The organism is Cobetia marina (genome assembly GCF_001720485.1).
Classification (GTDB): domain Bacteria; phylum Pseudomonadota; class Gammaproteobacteria; order Pseudomonadales; family Halomonadaceae; genus Cobetia; species Cobetia marina.
In genome coordinates this window covers 3638303-3655299 of record NZ_CP017114.1, presented here as the reverse complement: position 1 = coordinate 3655299, position 16997 = coordinate 3638303, and the positions used below count along the sequence as shown (strand labels likewise).

The following is a 16997-nucleotide window of genomic DNA, read 5'->3' as shown; positions in this document are numbered from 1 at the left end:
AGGACATGAAGGCAGATCATTCGTCTGTTGCGCAGCAGGCCTCGGCGCCGCTTGAGGTCGTGAGTCTGGTATCGCTGGGGCAGCATCCGGTCTCGGGGCGTCTGCGGCGCGCCGAGCAGGACGCTCGCGCGCTGGAGCTGTGTCTGGCATTGGAGCGCCAGTCGGCACCCGGTGCCGTCAGCCTCAGCGCCTGGCACGCCAGTGGCAGCAAGATCGCGCCCGGCAGCGAGCAGGACCAGGCACTGCGCGGTTATCTGGGCATGGGCCTGGAGTCACTCACACTGGTGGCTCCCGATTCGCTCAAGGCTGTTGATTCGCTTGAAGCTTCTGACAGTCAATACGTCGTCGATGTCTGGCCGCTGTTGGTGACGCGCCTCAAGCAGGCGGCACCGCAGCTGGTGGTGTGCGGTGGCCAGAGTGAGACCGGCGAGGGCAGTGGCCTGCTGCCGCATCTGCTGGCGGAGAGCCTCGGCTGGCCGCTGGTGGAGGGCATCGTCGCGATCGAGAGCTGCGATGGCGCGCATCTCACCGCCTTGCAGGCCTTGCCGCGTGGTCAGCGGCGGCGACTGCGGGTGAAGCTGCCGGCACTTGTCAGCGTCGATGCCGCCGCGCCGGCGGCACGTCAGTCGGCCTTCGCGCAGGCGCGGCGCGGTGAACTTGCCTCACTGGCAAGCGGTGAGCTTGCCCATGACGCGGTGGCGGAGGCCTTCAGCGTGGCCCCGGCTCGCAAGCGTCCCAAGCGCTTGAAACGCATCAAGGCGATCAGCGCGCGGGACCGCTTCAAGGCCGCGGCCGCCAAGGCCGAGGGTGGCAGCGGCAAGCGTCTGGAAGGCGTGAGTGCCGAGGAGGGCGCGGCGGAAATCCTCAAGCTGCTGCGCGAGGAAGGCGTGCTGCGCTGAAGTTGCGCAGACATGAAAACGCCCCTGTCAGCTCGGCTGGCAGGGGCGTTTCGTCGTTCAGGCGTGTCATTCATCCCACTGCCAATCCTCGTCATCCAACGGCGCGGGCGAGGTATGTTCCTCGCTGCCCGAGGAGGTCTGACGGGTGGCCTTGCCGGCTTCGCGCTGGCGCATCGGCATGCTGTCGATCACCTGATAGATCTGGTCCGGTGCGACGAACCCCTCCAGCTGCATCTTCTTGCCACCGTCCTTGCCGATCAGGATGACGGTGAAGGGCGCGCCCTCGCGCAGCTGCATGGCATCACGCAGGGCGCGAACCTCCTCGAAGCTCATCGGCACGCCATCGTGGATGCCGCGCGTGCCCATCAGCGTATAGAGCGTGACATCGCGCTGCTGCATCTCGCCACGCGTGGCGCGCAGCTCATCACGCTGGCGCTCCAGCTCACGGTCCTGTTCATCTGGTGCGACCAGCACCAGCGAGCGACGGTTCCAGGTCTCGCCCAGCAGCGGATTGGCGGCGGGGTCGACGTTGGCGGCGGTCATGGTGGTATCTACCGTGTCTGGTGGAGAGGGCGGTGGCGGCGCCCCTGCGGAAGTCTCGGCGGGCGCATTCAGCTGCGGATTCTCATCCAGCAGGCTGAGGGCCTGGGCGGGGAGACTCGTGAACAGTCCGGCCAGTAGGCACAGACTCACTCCTCGGGCGAATGCTGCCCGGACAGCGATGTGGCGCGGCAACGAGCGGCGCGAGGGCGAAGACGGCGTATATCGGGACATGACAGTCCTCCGGCGGCGTGGGGCAAGAATGCAGGACAGTCCGGCATGGGACCGCAACGCAGGGGCCTGATGTCAGGTTATGTCAGTCTGCACCAGTTTGCCGACCTTGTGCAGGCGGTTTGTGTGGTACTGCACGGGGGATATATCAGCGGTAACTGCACGGACATGACGCCTGCTGTCTGACAGGATGGCTGCCAGATGAGGGAAAGTGTCTGCATGATCTTTCTCGGGCAACTCGGTGCTTGTATGGGTGTCCAGCTCGCAGGAGGCCTGCCATGCGGGGCTTGGTGGTCTTTGCGTTGCTCGTTTGCGACAGTTGTATCCAGAGTTATCCGAATGTTTTTCAAACAGTTACACGAAAGATTGAACATCCGGCCGTGGTGTCCGTCTGAGTTGGTGTAATCACTTTTTGATGATCAATGAATGACTGGAGGTTGCAATGAAACGGATGACTGCATACATGACGGCTGCCCTGATCTCTGCGGGCATGATGTCTGCGCCGGCGTTCGCTGCTGACGCACCGGCCCAGGGTCAGGCTCCTGCTCAGGCGACACAGGCTCAGGCCGGTGACTTCAGCGATGCGCAGTTGGAACAGTTCGCTGCTGCCTCTCAGGAGATCGCACGCATTTCCCAGGATTTCGCCGGCAAGCTGCAGGAAGCTGACGACGAGACCGAAAAGCAGAGCGTCCGTCAGGAAGCCAATGACGAGATGGTCAGCGCGGTCGAGGACTCCGGTCTGGAAGTCGCGACCTTCAACTCCATCGGTCAAGCGGTGCAGAACAACCCGGACCTGATGAAGAAGGTGCAGAAGCTGGCTCAGGAAAACTCCTGATCTTGCCTGGATGACGTTCGGGTCATCCAATGAAAACGCCGCCCCCGGTTGCCGGGGGCGGCGTTTTTTTGTGCTCATGATCCGTCAGCGCCGCATGTCAGGCACCGGTGACCGGACGGGCGAGCGCGTCCTGCGCCTTCCTTTCCTGCATCAGACCACGGAACAGCGAATAGCACATCACCAGCAGCACCAGCGTGAACGGCAAGCCTGTCGCGATGGCACCGGCTTGCAATGAGCCGAGTGCGGCACTTCCCCCGCCGTACAGCAGGGCACCGGCAATCAGTCCCTCCATCGCCGCCCAGAAGACTCGCTGGCTGACCGGTGCATCCACCTTGCCGCCGGCAGTGATCGAGTCGATCACCAGGGAGCCGGAATCCGAGGACGTGACGAAGAACACCAGCACCAGCAGGATGGCGATGAAGGACGCCACGCCGGACAGCGGCAGGTTGTCGAGCATCTGGAACATGGCCAGTGACACGGAATCGATGCCGTTGGCCAGCGCGCCGACCCCATTGATGGCCTGTTCCAGCGCCGTGCCCCCGAAGACGGACATCCACACGATGGTGACGAGTGTCGGTACCAGCAGCACGGCGGTGACGAATTCGCGCACCGTGCGGCCGCGCGAGACACGCGCGATGAACATGCCGACGAACGGCGACCAGGAAATCCACCACGCCCAGTAGAAGACGGTCCAGCCGTGGAACCAGCTCTCGTCCGGGCGATCGATCCAGTTGGACAGCGGCAGCAGGTATTGCACATAGCTGAGTGTCGTGGTGCCAAGTCCCGTGAGGATGGCCAGCGTCGGCCCGAAGATGAGGATGAAGATGATCAGTACGGCGGCGATGATCATGTTGATGTTGGAGAGCAGCTTCACCCCGCCATCCAGGCCGCGACTGACCGAGTAGATGGCGACCAGGGTCACCAGGATGATGATCGCGATCTGGGTCGGCAGGCCATCGCCGATGCCGAACAGGTAATCCAGCCCCGAGGCCGCCTGGGCGGAGCCCAGCCCCAGCGACGTCGCCAGCCCGAAGATGGTCGCCAGCACGGCCAGAATGTCGACGACATGCCCCATCCAGCCCCAGGTGCGCTCACCGAGTATCGGGTAGAACGCCGAGCGGATGGTCAGCGGCAGGCCCTTGTTGTAGGTGAAGAAGGCCAGCGACAGACCCACCACGGCGTAGATGGCCCAGGGATGCAGGCCCCAGTGATACATGGTGGCACCCAGCGCGGCGCGAGCGCCCTCCGGCGTGCCGGCAGGCGCATTCAGCGGCGTGCCGTACCAGTCGGTGTAATAGGCCACCGGCTCGGCGACGCTCCAGAACATCAGACCGATGCCCATGCCGGCGGCGAACAGCATCGCGAACCACGAATGCGTCGAGAACTCGGGAGTCGCCTTCTGGCCGCCCAGGCGCAGCTTGCCCACCGGGTGAATGATCAGCAGCAGGCAGAACAGCACGAAGAGGTTGCCGGCCAGCATGAACAGCCAGTCACCATGCGCGATGGACCAGGCCTTGGCGCCGCCCAGGGCACTTTCCGCGCCCGCAGGGAAGACGATGGCAAACAGGATGAAGCTGACGATCAGCACGGCGCTGATCGCGAAGACGGGGTTATGCACATCGAGACCCATGACCTGGACATTGTCCTGGCCGATCTCGTAGTCCGTGTCATACGGATTCGATGACATGTGGTGACCTCATGTTGTTATTGGTGTCGCCATCCGAGCAGGGCGGGTGGGGCGAGTCGAGGCGTTGTCGCGGGTGTCTCCCGTGGCTGCGATGAGGGAAGGGGGTGGAGTGGCAAGCCGGAGCGCGGTGGCGATTCTGACTGCGGGACAGGTCGCCGTCGGGCCTCGGTGATTGTGTGAGGGCTGGGCGAGGGTGAGTTAGCTGGATACGACGCCGACATGTGCGTGACTGACATGCGAGGCGATTCGGCGGGGGAGGCGGTTGTCGCGGCTCTGCCCGCTTTGTAGATTGCGATCTACAGTGAAGGAACCTGCCCGGCGTGACGGACCTGCCGGACAGCGCCCACCTTCACGCAGACGCGTCCACGGTCCAGCCAGGCCGTTGTCTCGACCGCACGATCCGCCAGTTCATAACGATAACAATGTGGTGCCGCCATGACGCCTGAGACCCTGACCGAGCCGACCCCCGTCGCTCGTCGCCGTTCGCGCAGCCAGTTGCGCGGCCGCCCGCTGGATGCCGAGGCCTGGGCCGAGGTGCAGCGCCTGCTGGGCGATGCCCCGGCGCAGCGTGACCTTCTGCTCGAATATCTTCACGTGCTCAATGATGAGGTCGGCTATCTGACGCTGGCCCATCTGCGCGCGCTGGCCGAGTGGATGCGCCTGCCGATGGCCGAGGTCTACGAGACGGCCACCTTCTATGCCCATTTCACCGTGGTGCGCGATGGCGAGACGCCGCCTGCGGCACTGACCGTGCGTGTCTGTGATTCGCTGTCCTGTCAGCTGGCCGGCTCCGAGGCCCTGCGTGCCGGCCTCGCCTCCGGGCTGGACCCCGAACAGGTGCGCGTGCTGCGGGCACCCTGCATGGGGCGCTGTGACAGTGCGCCGGTGGCGGAGGTCGGGCATTGCCATCTGGGCCACGCCAGCGTGGAAGGCGTCACGGCGGCGATCGCCGAGGGCCATGTGCATGCCGCGCCGGCCGCGAGTCTCGACTATCCGCGGCTGGCGGAATATCGCGCCAGTGGCGGTTATGGGCTGCTCGCCGCGCTGGAGGGCGGTGAGGTCAGCATCGATGACCTGGCGCAGATGATCGAACAGGCCGGTCTGCGTGGCCTGGGTGGAGCGGGCTTCCCGACGTTTCGCAAGTGGGGCTTCGTGCGTGCCGAGGCAGGGCCGCGCTATTGCGTGATCAATGCCGATGAGGGCGAGCCCGGCACCTTCAAGGACCGCTGCTATCTGGAGCGTGAGCCGCACACCTTTCTCGAGGGCGCGCTGGCCAGTGCGCATGCCATCGAGGCCGAGGCGCTCTACCTTTACCTGCGCGACGAGTACCCGACCCTGAATGACGTGCTGCGCGAGTGCATCGCGGAGCTGGAAGCCGCAGGCATCGTCGCGCCCGGCTTCATCCATCTGCGGCGTGGCGCCGGGGCCTATATCTGCGGCGAGGAATCGGCGCTGATCGAGTCGCTGGAAGGCAAGCCCGGCAAGCCGCGCCAGCGTCCGCCCTTCGTGGCCCAGTGCGGGCTGTTCGGACGCCCGACCCTGGTCAACAACGTCGAGACGGTCTACTGGATCGCGCGGCTCCATCGCGAAGGGCACGCGCCATACGTGGCAGCCGGACGCCAGGGGCGTCAGGGGCTGCGCAGCTTCTCGCTCTCCGGGCGCGTCAGACGCCCGGGCATGTATCTGGCACCGGCCGGCATCACGCTCAATGAGCTGGTCGAGGAATACGGCGGTGGCATGGCCGAGGGCCATCGCCTGCGGGCCTATCTGCCCGGTGGGGCCTCCGGCGGCATTCTGCCGGCCAGCAAGGCGGACCTGCCGCTGGACTTCGACACCCTGCAGGCCCATGGCTGCTTCATCGGCTCGGCCGCGGTGGTGGTGCTGTCGGACCAGGATGACCTGGCGGCGGTGGCACGCAATCTGATGAGCTTCTTCATGGATGAGTCCTGCGGCCAGTGCACGCCGTGCCGCGTCGGCACGCGCCAGATGCTGGCGGCGCTGAGCGGCGATGAGTGGGATGAGACGCTGCTGACGCGCTTGTCGCAGGTGATGATGGATGCCTCGATCTGCGGGCTGGGGCAGGCCGCGCCCAATCCGGTACTCGGCCTGCTCAAGGATTTCCGGGAGACCCTCGCCAGTAGCGGGGTGCGCTTGATCGCCACGAGTCATGCGGGTCAACCGGCTGACGCCACGGGAGGTGAGGCATGAACGCGCTGACAGGACTCGGCAACTCGTCCTCGGATGATCAGCCGCTGCGCGAGGATGGCTTCACCATCACCCTGGATGGCGCCGAGGTGACGGCCTATCCCGGCGAGACGCTGTGGACGATCGCCAGGCGTGCCGGCGAGACGATTCCCCACCTCTGCTACAGCGAAGCGCCGGAGTATCGCGGCGATGGCAACTGTCGCGCCTGCATGGTCGAGATCGACGGCGAGCGCACCCTCGCCGCCAGCTGTATCCGTGAGGCGCGCGCGGGCATGGTGGTGCGCAGTGCCAGCTCTGAGCGGGCGGGTGCGGCGCGCGCGATGGTGGTGGAGCTGCTCGCCGCCGACATGCCAGCCGAGGCCCATAACCCCGATGTCAGCAGCCACTTCATGGCGATGGCCGAGCTGCTGGCGGTGGATGTCGGGCACGCTCGCGAGACGCTGGGCGCTGCCCGCGAGACGGTCCGCGAGTGGCTGGGGGATTCGGCTGAGGAGTGGCTGCCGACGCCGGCCAGCGCTCTCGATCACTCCCATGCCGCGATGGCGGTCAATCATGACGCCTGCATCAGCTGTGGCCTGTGCGTACGCGCCTGTCGCGAGGTGCAGGTCAATGACGTGATCGGGCTGGCGGGGCGTGGCAGCAATACGCGCATCGTGTTCGATCTCGAGGACCCGATGGGCGACAGCACCTGCGTCGCCTGCGGCGAGTGCGTGCAGGCCTGCCCGACCGGTGCTCTGATGCCTGCCGCCCAGGTGGATGAGCAAGGTCATGGCGACAGCGCCGCCGTCGATGCGCGCGTCGCCTCCGTCTGCCCGTACTGCGGCGTGGGCTGTCAGCTGGAGTATCAGGTCAGTCGGGGCAGCGGCGAGGCGTTGGTCGGCGAAGGCCAGCAGGCCGCAACGCTGGCGGATGTCCGAGAGCTCAGTGCGCCCTCAGACGCGATCACTCGCGAAGCGACCAGCCACCGTCAGCCGGTCGCGGATGCGCGGCTCGACAACATCATCGCGGTCAGTGGTCGTGATGGCCCCTCCAATCACGGACGCCTGTGCGTGAAGGGACGCTTCGGCTTCGATTATCCGCGTCATCCGGCGCGCCTGATTCGCCCTCTGATCCGCCGTGACGGCGTGGCCAAGGGGCTGGATGCGAACTTTGACCCCGCCCACCCGCTGACCCACTTCCGTGAGGCCAGCTGGGACGAGGCCCTCGAGGTCGCGGCCGAGGGGCTCATGCGCCTCAAGCGCGCGCATGGCCCCGACAGCCTGGCGGGCTTCGGCAGTGCCAAGTGCACCAATGAGGAGGCGTGGCTGTTCCAGAAGCTGGTGCGCACCGGCTTCGGCTCCAATCATGTCGATCACTGCACGCGGCTGTGTCATGCAAGTTCAGTGGCGGCGCTGATGGAAGGCGTCGGCTCGGGCGGCGTGAGCGCCTCCTTCATGCAGGCCGAGCAGTCCGATCTCATCGTGCTGACCGGCTGCAACCCGGGCGTCAATCATCCGGTGGCCGCCACCTTCTTCAAGCGCGCCGCCAGGCGAGGCACGCGCATCGTGGTGATCGACCCGCGTGCGCTGGCGCTGCGGCGTCATGCGCATCGCTCGATCCAGTTCACGCCGGGGGCGGACGTGGCGCTGTTCAATGCCATGCTCAACGTCATCATCACCGAAGGGCTGGCCAATCAGGCCTATATCGAGGCGCATACCGAGGACTTCGCCGCCCTGGCCGAGCACGTCACGGCATTGACGCCGGAGGCGATGTCGCCGCTGTGCGGCGTGGCGGCCGAGGAGATTCGTGCCGTGGCCCGTGAGTACGCGACGGCCGAGCGCGCGATGATCTTCTGGGGCATGGGCATCTCGCAGCACACCCACGGCACCGACAATGCCCGCTGTCTGATCGCGCTGGCGCTGGTGTGTGGTCATGTCGGGCGTGAAGGCACCGGCCTGCACCCGCTGCGCGGGCAGAACAATGTCCAGGGCGCCTCGGATGCCGGGATGATTCCGATGGTCTTCCCGGATTATCAGCCGGTGGGTGACACGGCGGCGCGCGCGCGACTGGAAGCGCTGTGGGATACGTCGCTCTCGGCCACACCGGGCCTGACGGTGGTGGAGATCATGCACGCCATCCATGCCGATCAGATTCGCGGCATGTACATCCTCGGCGAGAATCCGGCGATGTCGGACCCGGATCTCGATCACGCGCGCAGCGCGCTGGCGCATCTCGAGCATCTTGTGGTGCAGGACATCTTCGTCACCGAGACGGCGCAGTTCGCCGATGTGGTGCTGCCCTCGTACGCCTGGCCGGAGAAGGACGGCAGCGTCACCAACACCAATCGCCAGGTGCAGCGCGGACGGGCGGCACTGCGCGCCCCGGGCGAGGCCAAGCCGGACTGGTGGATCACCCAGCAGCTGGCGCGGCGCATGGGGCTTGCCTGGGATTACGCCGGGCCGCAGGAGATCTACGCCGAGATGCAGCAGGGCATGGATTCCCTCGACAACATCGACTGGGCGCGGCTGTCCGAGGAGAACTCGGTGACCTACCCGTGCCTGACGCCGGGGGGCGAGGGTGAGGATGTGGTGTTCGGCGATGGCTTCCCGCGCGCCAGCGGTCGGGCCCGCTTCGTGCCGACCTGGCCCACGCCGCCGGATGAGACGCTGGATGACGACTATCCGACGGTACTGACCACCGGCCGTCAGCTGGAGCACTGGCATACCGGCTCGATGACGCGCCGCGCGTACGTGCTCGACAGTCTGGAACCTGCCGCCGTGGCCACGCTCAACCCCGTCGAGCTGGAGCGACTGGGGATCGCGGCGGGGGAGGCGCTCTCGATCACCACGCGGCGCGGTCAGATCACGCTGGCCACCCGCGCGGACCCGCTGACGCCGGCCGGCATGGTCTTCGTGCCATTCTGCTACGCCGAGGCCGCCGCCAACCTGCTGACCAATCCGGCGCTGGACCCGGTGGGCAAGATCCCCGAGTTCAAGTACGCCGCCTGCCGCCTGGCCAGAGCCGAATCTGCTTCGGCCAGTCTGGACACCTGACCGCGAGGGGAGGTGAGAGGAGGGAAAGGAAAGGGCAGGGCACGTCTGGCGCAAATGCCTATGGCAGTGGCGCTGGCGGATACGCAGGGCGTGCCTCGGTCTGACCAGAATGTCGGAGACAGCCCGCCGCACGTTTCGGCTATCCTCAGAAGGGCCATGCTCAGAACAGAGTGGGTCAATACCAATGACAATGCCCGCCGTCAGCGAGCAAGGAGAATGACGATGATGATCGTGGAGCTGATTGATCACGAAGACTTTCGTGAGCGGCTGGTGGCACTGGGCGTGCAGATTTCCGAACATGCCTGCGCGGACACCTGTGCGCGCATGGCGTTGAGAAAGCATGTGGAAGTCGGGGTGCCCGGCTTGCAGGAGCTGGTGCGCGAGCTGGTGATGCACTCCGATATCCTGCTGCCTTCGGTGCGTCAGGCACTCGACAAGTACCTGCTGCCGGGGTTGCGCTGAAGCTTTCACGCCACCGTCAATCCTCTGGGGCAGCGATTGCGGGATAGGTGAGTCACCAGAGTCACGAGAGCATCTTGAGCGGGCCTGTCATCAGACAGGCCCGCTCTGCGTTTCGGCCCGCTCAAGGCTGATCAGGCAGGTCGCTCAAGGCTGAAGAGACTGTCGGTGCGCGCATAATCGCTGCCGGCCATGCGCCCGATGGCGCGCAGCACCTCATTGTCGACATGGCGGCCATCCCAGACCTCGGGGTCTGCATGGACCACCACGACCTCGGCGAGCACCAGTGAGCCGGACAGGGGCTGGTCTCCCAGGTGGATGATGTCGCGGAGTCGGCAACCGAAGGCGATCGGCGCGCCGTCCACGCGGGGGACCTGCAGCGGCGGCATGGCTAGCTTGTTCAAGCCGGCGTGGGCGAATTCATCCTCGCTGGCCGCGAGGCTGGCACTGGTGAGATTGAGTGCCTCGCTCATGGCCTCGCCCCCGATATGGATGACACATTCCGCCACCTGTCCGAGGTTGTCGAGAGTGTCCTTGGTACGCCCTTCGCCGTTGCGCAGCGGGCTGAAGGCCAGCACCGGTGGATTGACGCTTGCCACGGTGAAGAACGAGAACGGCGCCAGGTTGGCATTGCCGGCGGCATCGATCGTCGAGACCCAGGCAATGGGCCGCGGCGCGATGCTGCCCGAGAACAGCCGATAGAGAATGCTGGCGGGTAGCTGGTCGGCGTCGAGCAGGGCATGGCTGGCGGAGGGGGACTGGTCAGTCGTCATCGGGCGCTGCTCCATCGGGTAGACAGGTGCCCCTGGCAGGGGAGGGCGATGCGCAAGCGAGGTTCGACGTCGAGAAGCGGCGTCGAGAAGCGGCGTCGAGAAGCGGCGTCGAGAAGCGGCATCGGAAGTCAGGGCTCGTGATCGCCCAGCGGCGCTGCATCAGGGTCTCGAATCTCGTCTCGACATGCCGCCTGCTCCCTTGCGGCAAGGGGGTGAACAGCAGGATAGCGCGTGTCCCTGCAGGAACAAACTTTCAAGTCTCGTTGCGCCGCGACATGCGTATCAATGATTCGGGAGGATAGTCTGTATGGGAAAAGGAAAGTGAAAAATCAGAAAGATCATTGGTGACATTTCTGGTGTGGTCAATTGTCGCATCCCTTGACCTGATGCTGAAACATGGTTCCTGAGATGCCATCACGGTCTTCAGGCCTGGTGGCTCCGCAGGACTTTTCAGAGACTTGGCTGGCACTTGTGTGGTGTTTTTGTATCCAGTTAGTGTCTATTTGGTATTTATTTGTAAATTTTTTATGAAATGGCGCGAGGCGTCATCTGATGAAAAAAGACTGAATATGAACAAATGATGAGGACGAAGTCGCTGGATTGTGACAACGATTTCATCCATTCGTGCGGGAATGAAAAATGTCATGGTGAATCAATATAAGGAGAATTACGTCACGATTTCCAGAGCAGGATGGGAAATTATAATGGAACGAAGTGCGGCATTTTTTGCAATTGAGAGTGTGAAAAAGACGTCGGTGATCTCGATCCGTCGGTAGGCAGGCAGTCAGGCGTCTCGATGTGACGAGGTGTTTCTGCCAGGCGGCACTCCTTGCGCGGGTGTCATTGCACGCACTTTTTTGGATGAATATTGCTGTATTTATTGTTTTGTTGAAATTTTATACTCTTTTCGTGCTTGGGGTTGGCGTTTCCCGTGGGGCCTCGGCGGGCGCTCGTGGACCTGGGAAGGCACGTGAGTCGGGAAATGGTCATCGCGCAATGCGGGGGTGGCCAGAGCCTTGTCGGCGGGAGGAGTCAGGGCACCTCGAAGGGAGGAAATTCCGGATTGGCGTCTGGTCGCCCAAGTGACGCCGTGTTGCCTGTCAACATGATTGACGCCTTCGTCAGGTTCCTCGTTCAGTGGTCAGGGCATAACCCGAACGCGTGAGGGAGGGCATCGTCCTCTCCCGATGGCGATTGGCTGCGCGTGCGCGGGGAAATTGATCGGCAGGTGCGACTACCTGCGTCAGTGTGCCCCGTAGTCAGCCCCCCTGATTTTTCTCTATCCTGTGCCCCGCCTGCGGGAAATCCTCTGATTTCGTTCGAACGATCGACGGCTTCCTGTTGGTCATTTCTTCGAACGCTGTGTTCCACATGTGGGCTCGTCATGACGTCATGGCGTGTTCCAACGAGGTCGTGAGATGAGAAAAAGCCTAATGCGGGGGGCTCTGCGGGGACTCCCCATCCTCGCGGGATTGTTGATGCTGTCCGGCTGTGATGCCGTGCTCTTCGATCCCAAGGGACCCATCGGTGAATCCGAGAAGTCGCTGATTCTGACTGCTACCTACCTGATGCTCGTGGTCGTTGTCCCGGTCATCTTCATGACGCTGTGGTTTGCTTGGCGCTATCGCGATACCAAGCAGAGCAAGGCGACCTATACGCCCAACTGGGCGCATTCCACCAAGATCGAGATCGTGGTCTGGGGCATTCCGTGCCTGATCATCCTCGCGCTGGGCATCCTGACCTGGAAGAGCACGCATGAGCTGGACCCGCGTGCCGAGATCCAGGATGGCGGCGAGCCGATCGAGGTTCAGGTCGTGTCGATGGACTGGAAGTGGCTGTTCATCTATCCGGAGCAGGGCATCGCGACAGTCAATGAGCTGGCCATGCCGGTGGATCGCCAGGTGCGCTTCCACATCACCTCCGAGACCGTGATGAACTCGTTCTTCGTCCCGCAGCTCGGCAGCCAGATCTACGCGATGGCAGGCATGGAAAACCGCCTGCACCTGATCGGCAACGAAGTGGGTACCTATGACGGTATCTCTGCCAGCTACAGCGGCGCCGGCTTCGCTGACATGCACTTCAAGGCGCATGTGATGAGCGAAGGCGACTTCGACGCCTGGATCGAGAAAGCGCGTGGCAGCAGCAAGGTGCTGGATGACGCCGGCTACGAGGCACTCAAGGAGCCGAGCGAAGACGTGGCACCCACCTTCTATGGTCAGGTCAAGCCGAATCTGTACGAACAGATCATGGCGCCCTACATGGATGGCATGGAGCTGGGCATGGGTGACATGAAGATGGGGGGCAAGCATCACGGCGAGTCCGCCCACGACATGTCAGGCCATGACGCTGCCGGTCACGCTGAATCTGCGATGGCAACCGAGGAATAAGCAATGCTTGGAAAACTCACAATAGAGGCTGTTCCGTATCACGAGCCGATCGTCATGATCGTGCTTGCGGCGGTAATCCTCGGTGGTGCAGCCCTGTTCGGCTTCATCACGGTAAAGAAAAAGTGGGCCTACCTGTGGAATGAGTGGTTCACCTCTGTCGATCACAAGAAGATCGGCATGATGTACATCATCGTCGCGCTGGTGATGCTGATTCGTGGTTTCTCCGATGCGATCATGATGCGTTCCCAGCAGATGCTGGCGTCCACCGGCGGTCACGGCTATCTGCCCCCGGATCACTACGACCAGATCTTCACTGCCCACGGCGTGATCATGATCTTCTTCGTGGCGATGCCGCTGGTCATCGGTCTGATCAACGTCGTCGTGCCGCTGCAGATCGGCGCACGTGACGTGGCGTTCCCGTTCCTGAACTCGCTGAGCTTCTGGCTGTTCGTGGTCGGCGCGCTGCTGGTCAACATCTCGCTGGGTCTGGGCGAGTTCGCCAAGACCGGCTGGCTGGCCTATCCGCCGTTGTCGGGGGCCAATTACAGTCCCGGGGTCGGGGTGGATTACTGGATCTGGTCATTGCAGATTTCCGGTGTCGGTACCCTGCTGACAGGTGTCAACTTCGTCGCCACCATCCTCAAGATGCGTGCGCCGGGCATGACCCTGATGAAAATGCCGGTCTTCACCTGGACCGCACTGTGCGCCAACGTCCTGATCATCGCGGCCTTCCCGATCCTGACCGCGACCATCGCGATGCTGACGCTCGACCGTTATCTTGATTTCCACTTCTTCACCAATGACCTTGGTGGAAACATGATGATGTACGTCAACCTCATCTGGGCCTGGGGCCATCCTGAGGTGTACATCCTGGTGCTGCCGGTCTTCGGTGTGTTCTCCGAAGTCATCTCCACCTTCTCCAAGAAGAAGCTGTTCGGTTACACCTCTCTGGTGTGGGCGACCATCGTCATCACGATCCTGTCGTTCATCGTCTGGCTGCACCACTTCTTCACCATGGGTGCCGGCGCTGACGTGAATGCCTTCTTCGGTATCGCGACGATGATCATCTCGATCCCGACGGGCGTGAAGATCTTCAACTGGCTGTTCACCATGTACCGCGGTCGTGTCGAGATGACCTCTCCGGTGCTGTGGACCCTCGGCTTCATGGTCACCTTCACCATCGGTGGCATGACCGGTGTCCTGCTGGCCGTGCCGGGCGCCAACTACGTCCTGCACAACTCGCTGTTCCTGATCGCCCACTTCCACAACGTCATCATCGGCGGCGTGGTCTTCGGTGCGATGGCCGGTATCACCTACTGGTTCCCGAAAGCGACCGGCTTCATGCTGTGCGAGAAGTGGGGCAAGCGTTCCTTCTGGTTCTGGATCACTGGCTTCTACCTCGCCTTCATGCCGCTGTACATCCTCGGCTTCATGGGCATGACCCGTCGTCTGCAGCACGTCGACAACCCGCTGTGGGTGCCGTACCTGGTCGTCGCCTTCATCGGTGCCTGCCTGATCATGATCGGTATCGCGTGCACCGTGATCCAGATCGCGGTCAGCATCAAGGACCGCAAGAAGCTGCAGGACACCACTGGCGATATCTGGGGCGCGCGTACGCTGGAGTGGAGCACCACTTCACCGGCACCGTTCTACAACTTCGCTCACGAGCCGCAGGTCTCTGAACTCGACGAGTTCTGGGAAATGAAGGAACGCGGTATCGAGCAGGAGGCCAAGAAGCCTTATGCGCCGATCCACATGCCGCGCAACGCAGCGGCCGGTGTCATCATCTCCGCCTTCAGCCTGGTGTTCGGTTTCGCGCTGATCTGGCACATCTGGTGGATGGCTGTGGTCGGGCTGGTCGGCATGGCCGTCAGCTTCATCGTGCGCACCTTCAACTATGACATCGACTACTACGTGTCCGTCGAGGAAGTGGAGCGTGTCGAGCGCGAAGGTCGCGAGCGTCGTGCCCTGCCCAGCGCCCGCACACCTAACGACACAGTGGTTCAGGGGTAATCATGGCGAACAATGCAATGACATCTCATGATGGGGCGCACGACGCCCATGACGATCACGAGCATCACGATACCAATGGCCTGAAGGTCTTCGGTTTCTGGCTCTATCTGCTGAGCGACTGCATCCTGTTCGCGATGCTGTTCGCAGGCTATGTGGTACTCAGCCAGGCGTATGCCGGTGGCCCGACGGGCGCCGAGATCTTCGAGCTTGACTTCGTGCTGGTCGAGACCGCGCTGCTGCTGGCCTCGAGCTTCACCTACGGCCTGGCGATGCTGGGCATGAACCGCGGAGACAGCTCCGCGGTGATCAAGTGGCTGATGATCACCTTCGCCTGTGGTGCGGGCTTCATCGCGATGGAAATCTATGAGTTCCATCACCTGATCGTGAATGGCCATGGCCCGGACAAGTCCGCGTTCCTGTCAGCCTTCTTCACGCTGGTCGGTACCCACGGTCTGCACGTGACCGTCGGTCTGGTCTGGATGGCGCTGCTGATCATCCAGGTCAAGCAGAAAGGCCTGACGGAAATGCATCGTGGTCGTCTGATGATGCTCAGCCTGTTCTGGCACTTCCTGGACGTCATCTGGATCTGCGTCTTCACCGTCGTCTATCTCACAGGAGTGATGCTATGAGCCATTCCAACAACGACCACAACGACAATCACGGCAGCGTCAAGCAGTACGTGACCGGTCTGATCCTCTCCATCATCCTGACCATCATCCCGTTCGGGATGGTGATGATGATGGACGATCCGGGTGTCGGCGTGATCTGGGCCATCTACGGCTTCGCCATCGCTCAGGTCTTCGTGCAGCTGTACTTCTTCCTGCACCTGGACGGCTCCAAGGAGCAGAGCTGGAATGTCATGGCCATGCTGTTCACCCTGGTGATCGTGGCAATCGTCGTTGGTGGTTCCATGTGGATCATGATCGAGCTGAATCAGAACATGATGCCCATCTGATAGCGTGAGCCTGATGATCAAGGACTACCTGCGTACCACCAAGCCGGGCATTATCTTCGGCAACCTGATCACCGTCAGCGGCGGCTTCTTTCTCGCTTCCGGTGGTGAGGTGGATTGGGCGCTGTTCATCGCCACCCTGGTCGGGGTGGCGTTGATCGTGGCCTCAGGCTGTGTGTTCAACAACTGCATCGATCGCGACATCGATCGTCACATGGCGCGTACCCAGGGCCGTGCTCTGGTGCAGGGCGACATCTCGCTGACGGGGGCCTTCGTCTTCGGCAGCGTGCTGGGCCTTGCGGGCTTCTGGCTTCTGGCCGCGATGACCAATCTCATGGCGATGATCGCCGTGGGTCTGGGCTTCGTGATCTACGTCGGGGCCTACAGCATGTGGCTCAAGCGTGGCTCGGTGTATGGCACCCTCATCGGTTCACTGTCCGGCGCCGCGCCGCCAGTGGTCGGTTACCTGGCTGTCACCGGCCAGGCGGACATGGGGGCGCTGCTGCTGTTGATCATCTTCAGCATGTGGCAGATGCCGCATTCCTATGCGATTGCCATGTTCCGTGTCGATGACTATCGGGCCGCCAATATTCCGGTACTCCCGGTAGCGCGAGGCATGGAGCATGCCAAGCGTGTAGTGACGGGGTACATTGCCGGCTTCATCCCGGTGTCGCTGTTGCTGACACTGTGGGGATATACCGGCATCTGGTATCTGGTAGTCGCGACCGTCACGGGTGGCTGGTGGCTGTATCTGGCCGCCTGGCGCCTCAAGGATCAGCCTGATGCCTCCTGGGCACGCAAGCTGTTCGGCTTCTCCATCATCATCGTCATGGCGCTCAGCCTGATGATGAGTCTGGACACGCAGCTGTAATCCAGCCGTAGTATCTCTCGGGTGACCGCCTTCGGCGTGTTGCCCGGGTGAAAGCCAAAAAAACCCGCCACCGGCTTGCCGGTGGCGGGTTTTTTCTTGTCTGTCCTTTGGAG

At 63.1% G+C, this 16997-nt stretch carries 13 protein-coding genes; 10 read left to right on the top strand and 3 right to left on the bottom strand.

The genetic code is table 11. From position 1 onward, the window contains the following. The first annotated feature begins 5 nt into the window (after positions 1–5). Positions 6–899 (top strand): hypothetical protein, encoded by an 894-nt coding sequence (locus BFX80_RS15340; protein ID WP_084209351.1) that lies wholly within the window; start codon positions 6–8, stop codon positions 897–899. Positions 900–965: 66 nt separating this feature from the next. On the opposite strand, the gene BFX80_RS15335 is transcribed toward BFX80_RS15340, so the two are convergent. After that, a complete protein-coding gene (locus tag BFX80_RS15335) occupies positions 966–1673 on the bottom strand; it encodes a DUF4174 domain-containing protein (protein WP_084209350.1) in 708 nt (235 codons plus the stop codon). A gap of 439 nt (positions 1674–2112) precedes the next feature. Between BFX80_RS15335 and BFX80_RS15330 the strand changes: the two genes are divergently transcribed. After that, positions 2113–2505 (top strand): DUF4168 domain-containing protein, encoded by a 393-nt coding sequence (locus tag BFX80_RS15330; protein ID WP_077379061.1) that lies wholly within the window; start codon positions 2113–2115, stop codon positions 2503–2505. Positions 2506–2602: 97 nt separating this feature from the next. On the opposite strand, the gene BFX80_RS15325 is transcribed toward BFX80_RS15330, so the two are convergent. Beyond that, positions 2603–4192 carry a BCCT family transporter gene (locus BFX80_RS15325; protein WP_084209349.1) on the bottom strand — a complete coding sequence of 530 codons (1590 nt, stop codon included), beginning with the start codon at positions 4190–4192 and terminating at the stop codon, positions 2603–2605. 435 nt (positions 4193–4627) lie between these two features. Between BFX80_RS15325 and BFX80_RS15320 the strand changes: the two genes are divergently transcribed. The 3 genes from BFX80_RS15320 (at position 4628) to BFX80_RS15310 (ending at position 9891) form a co-directional block, all read left to right on the top strand. Then, complete coding sequence (locus tag BFX80_RS15320; protein WP_084209348.1) at positions 4628–6400, top strand: NADH-ubiquinone oxidoreductase-F iron-sulfur binding region domain-containing protein; 1773 nt, start codon at positions 4628–4630, stop codon at positions 6398–6400. Beyond that, positions 6397–9429: a molybdopterin-dependent oxidoreductase gene (locus BFX80_RS15315; RefSeq protein WP_240499603.1), complete on the top strand. Its 3033-nt coding sequence runs from the start codon at positions 6397–6399 to the stop codon at positions 9427–9429. Before BFX80_RS15320 ends, BFX80_RS15315 begins: the two co-directional genes overlap by 4 nt. Before the next feature lie 222 nt (positions 9430–9651). Then, positions 9652–9891 carry a hypothetical protein gene (locus tag BFX80_RS15310; protein WP_077379069.1) on the top strand — a complete coding sequence of 80 codons (240 nt, stop codon included), beginning with the start codon at positions 9652–9654 and terminating at the stop codon, positions 9889–9891. Positions 9892–10022: 131 nt separating this feature from the next. On the opposite strand, the gene BFX80_RS15305 is transcribed toward BFX80_RS15310, so the two are convergent. Then, positions 10023–10661: a flavin reductase family protein gene (locus BFX80_RS15305; RefSeq protein ID WP_084209347.1), complete on the bottom strand. Its 639-nt coding sequence runs from the start codon at positions 10659–10661 to the stop codon at positions 10023–10025. Positions 10662–12079: 1418 nt separating this feature from the next. Here BFX80_RS15305 and cyoA point away from each other — a divergent pair. The 5 genes from cyoA to cyoE are packed head-to-tail and all read left to right on the top strand — an operon-like array spanning position 12080 to position 16884. After that, positions 12080–13048, top strand: a complete 969-nt coding sequence (cyoA, locus tag BFX80_RS17885) for a ubiquinol oxidase subunit II (RefSeq protein ID WP_077379075.1) — start codon at positions 12080–12082, stop codon at positions 13046–13048. Between the two features lie 3 nt (positions 13049–13051). Continuing rightward, entirely contained in the window at positions 13052–15061 is a 2010-nt protein-coding gene (cyoB, locus tag BFX80_RS15295) for a cytochrome o ubiquinol oxidase subunit I (protein WP_077379077.1), read from the top strand. Between the two features lie 2 nt (positions 15062–15063). Next, a complete protein-coding gene (gene cyoC, locus BFX80_RS15290) occupies positions 15064–15690 on the top strand; it encodes a cytochrome o ubiquinol oxidase subunit III (RefSeq protein ID WP_077379079.1) in 627 nt (208 codons plus the stop codon). Then, complete coding sequence (gene cyoD, locus BFX80_RS15285) at positions 15687–16016, top strand: cytochrome o ubiquinol oxidase subunit IV (protein ID WP_054555337.1); 330 nt, start codon at positions 15687–15689, stop codon at positions 16014–16016. Before cyoC ends, cyoD begins: the two co-directional genes overlap by 4 nt. 13 nt (positions 16017–16029) lie before the next feature. Next, entirely contained in the window at positions 16030–16884 is an 855-nt protein-coding gene (gene cyoE, locus BFX80_RS15280) for a heme o synthase (RefSeq protein ID WP_084209346.1), read from the top strand. Positions 16885–16997: the final 113 nt, after the last annotated feature.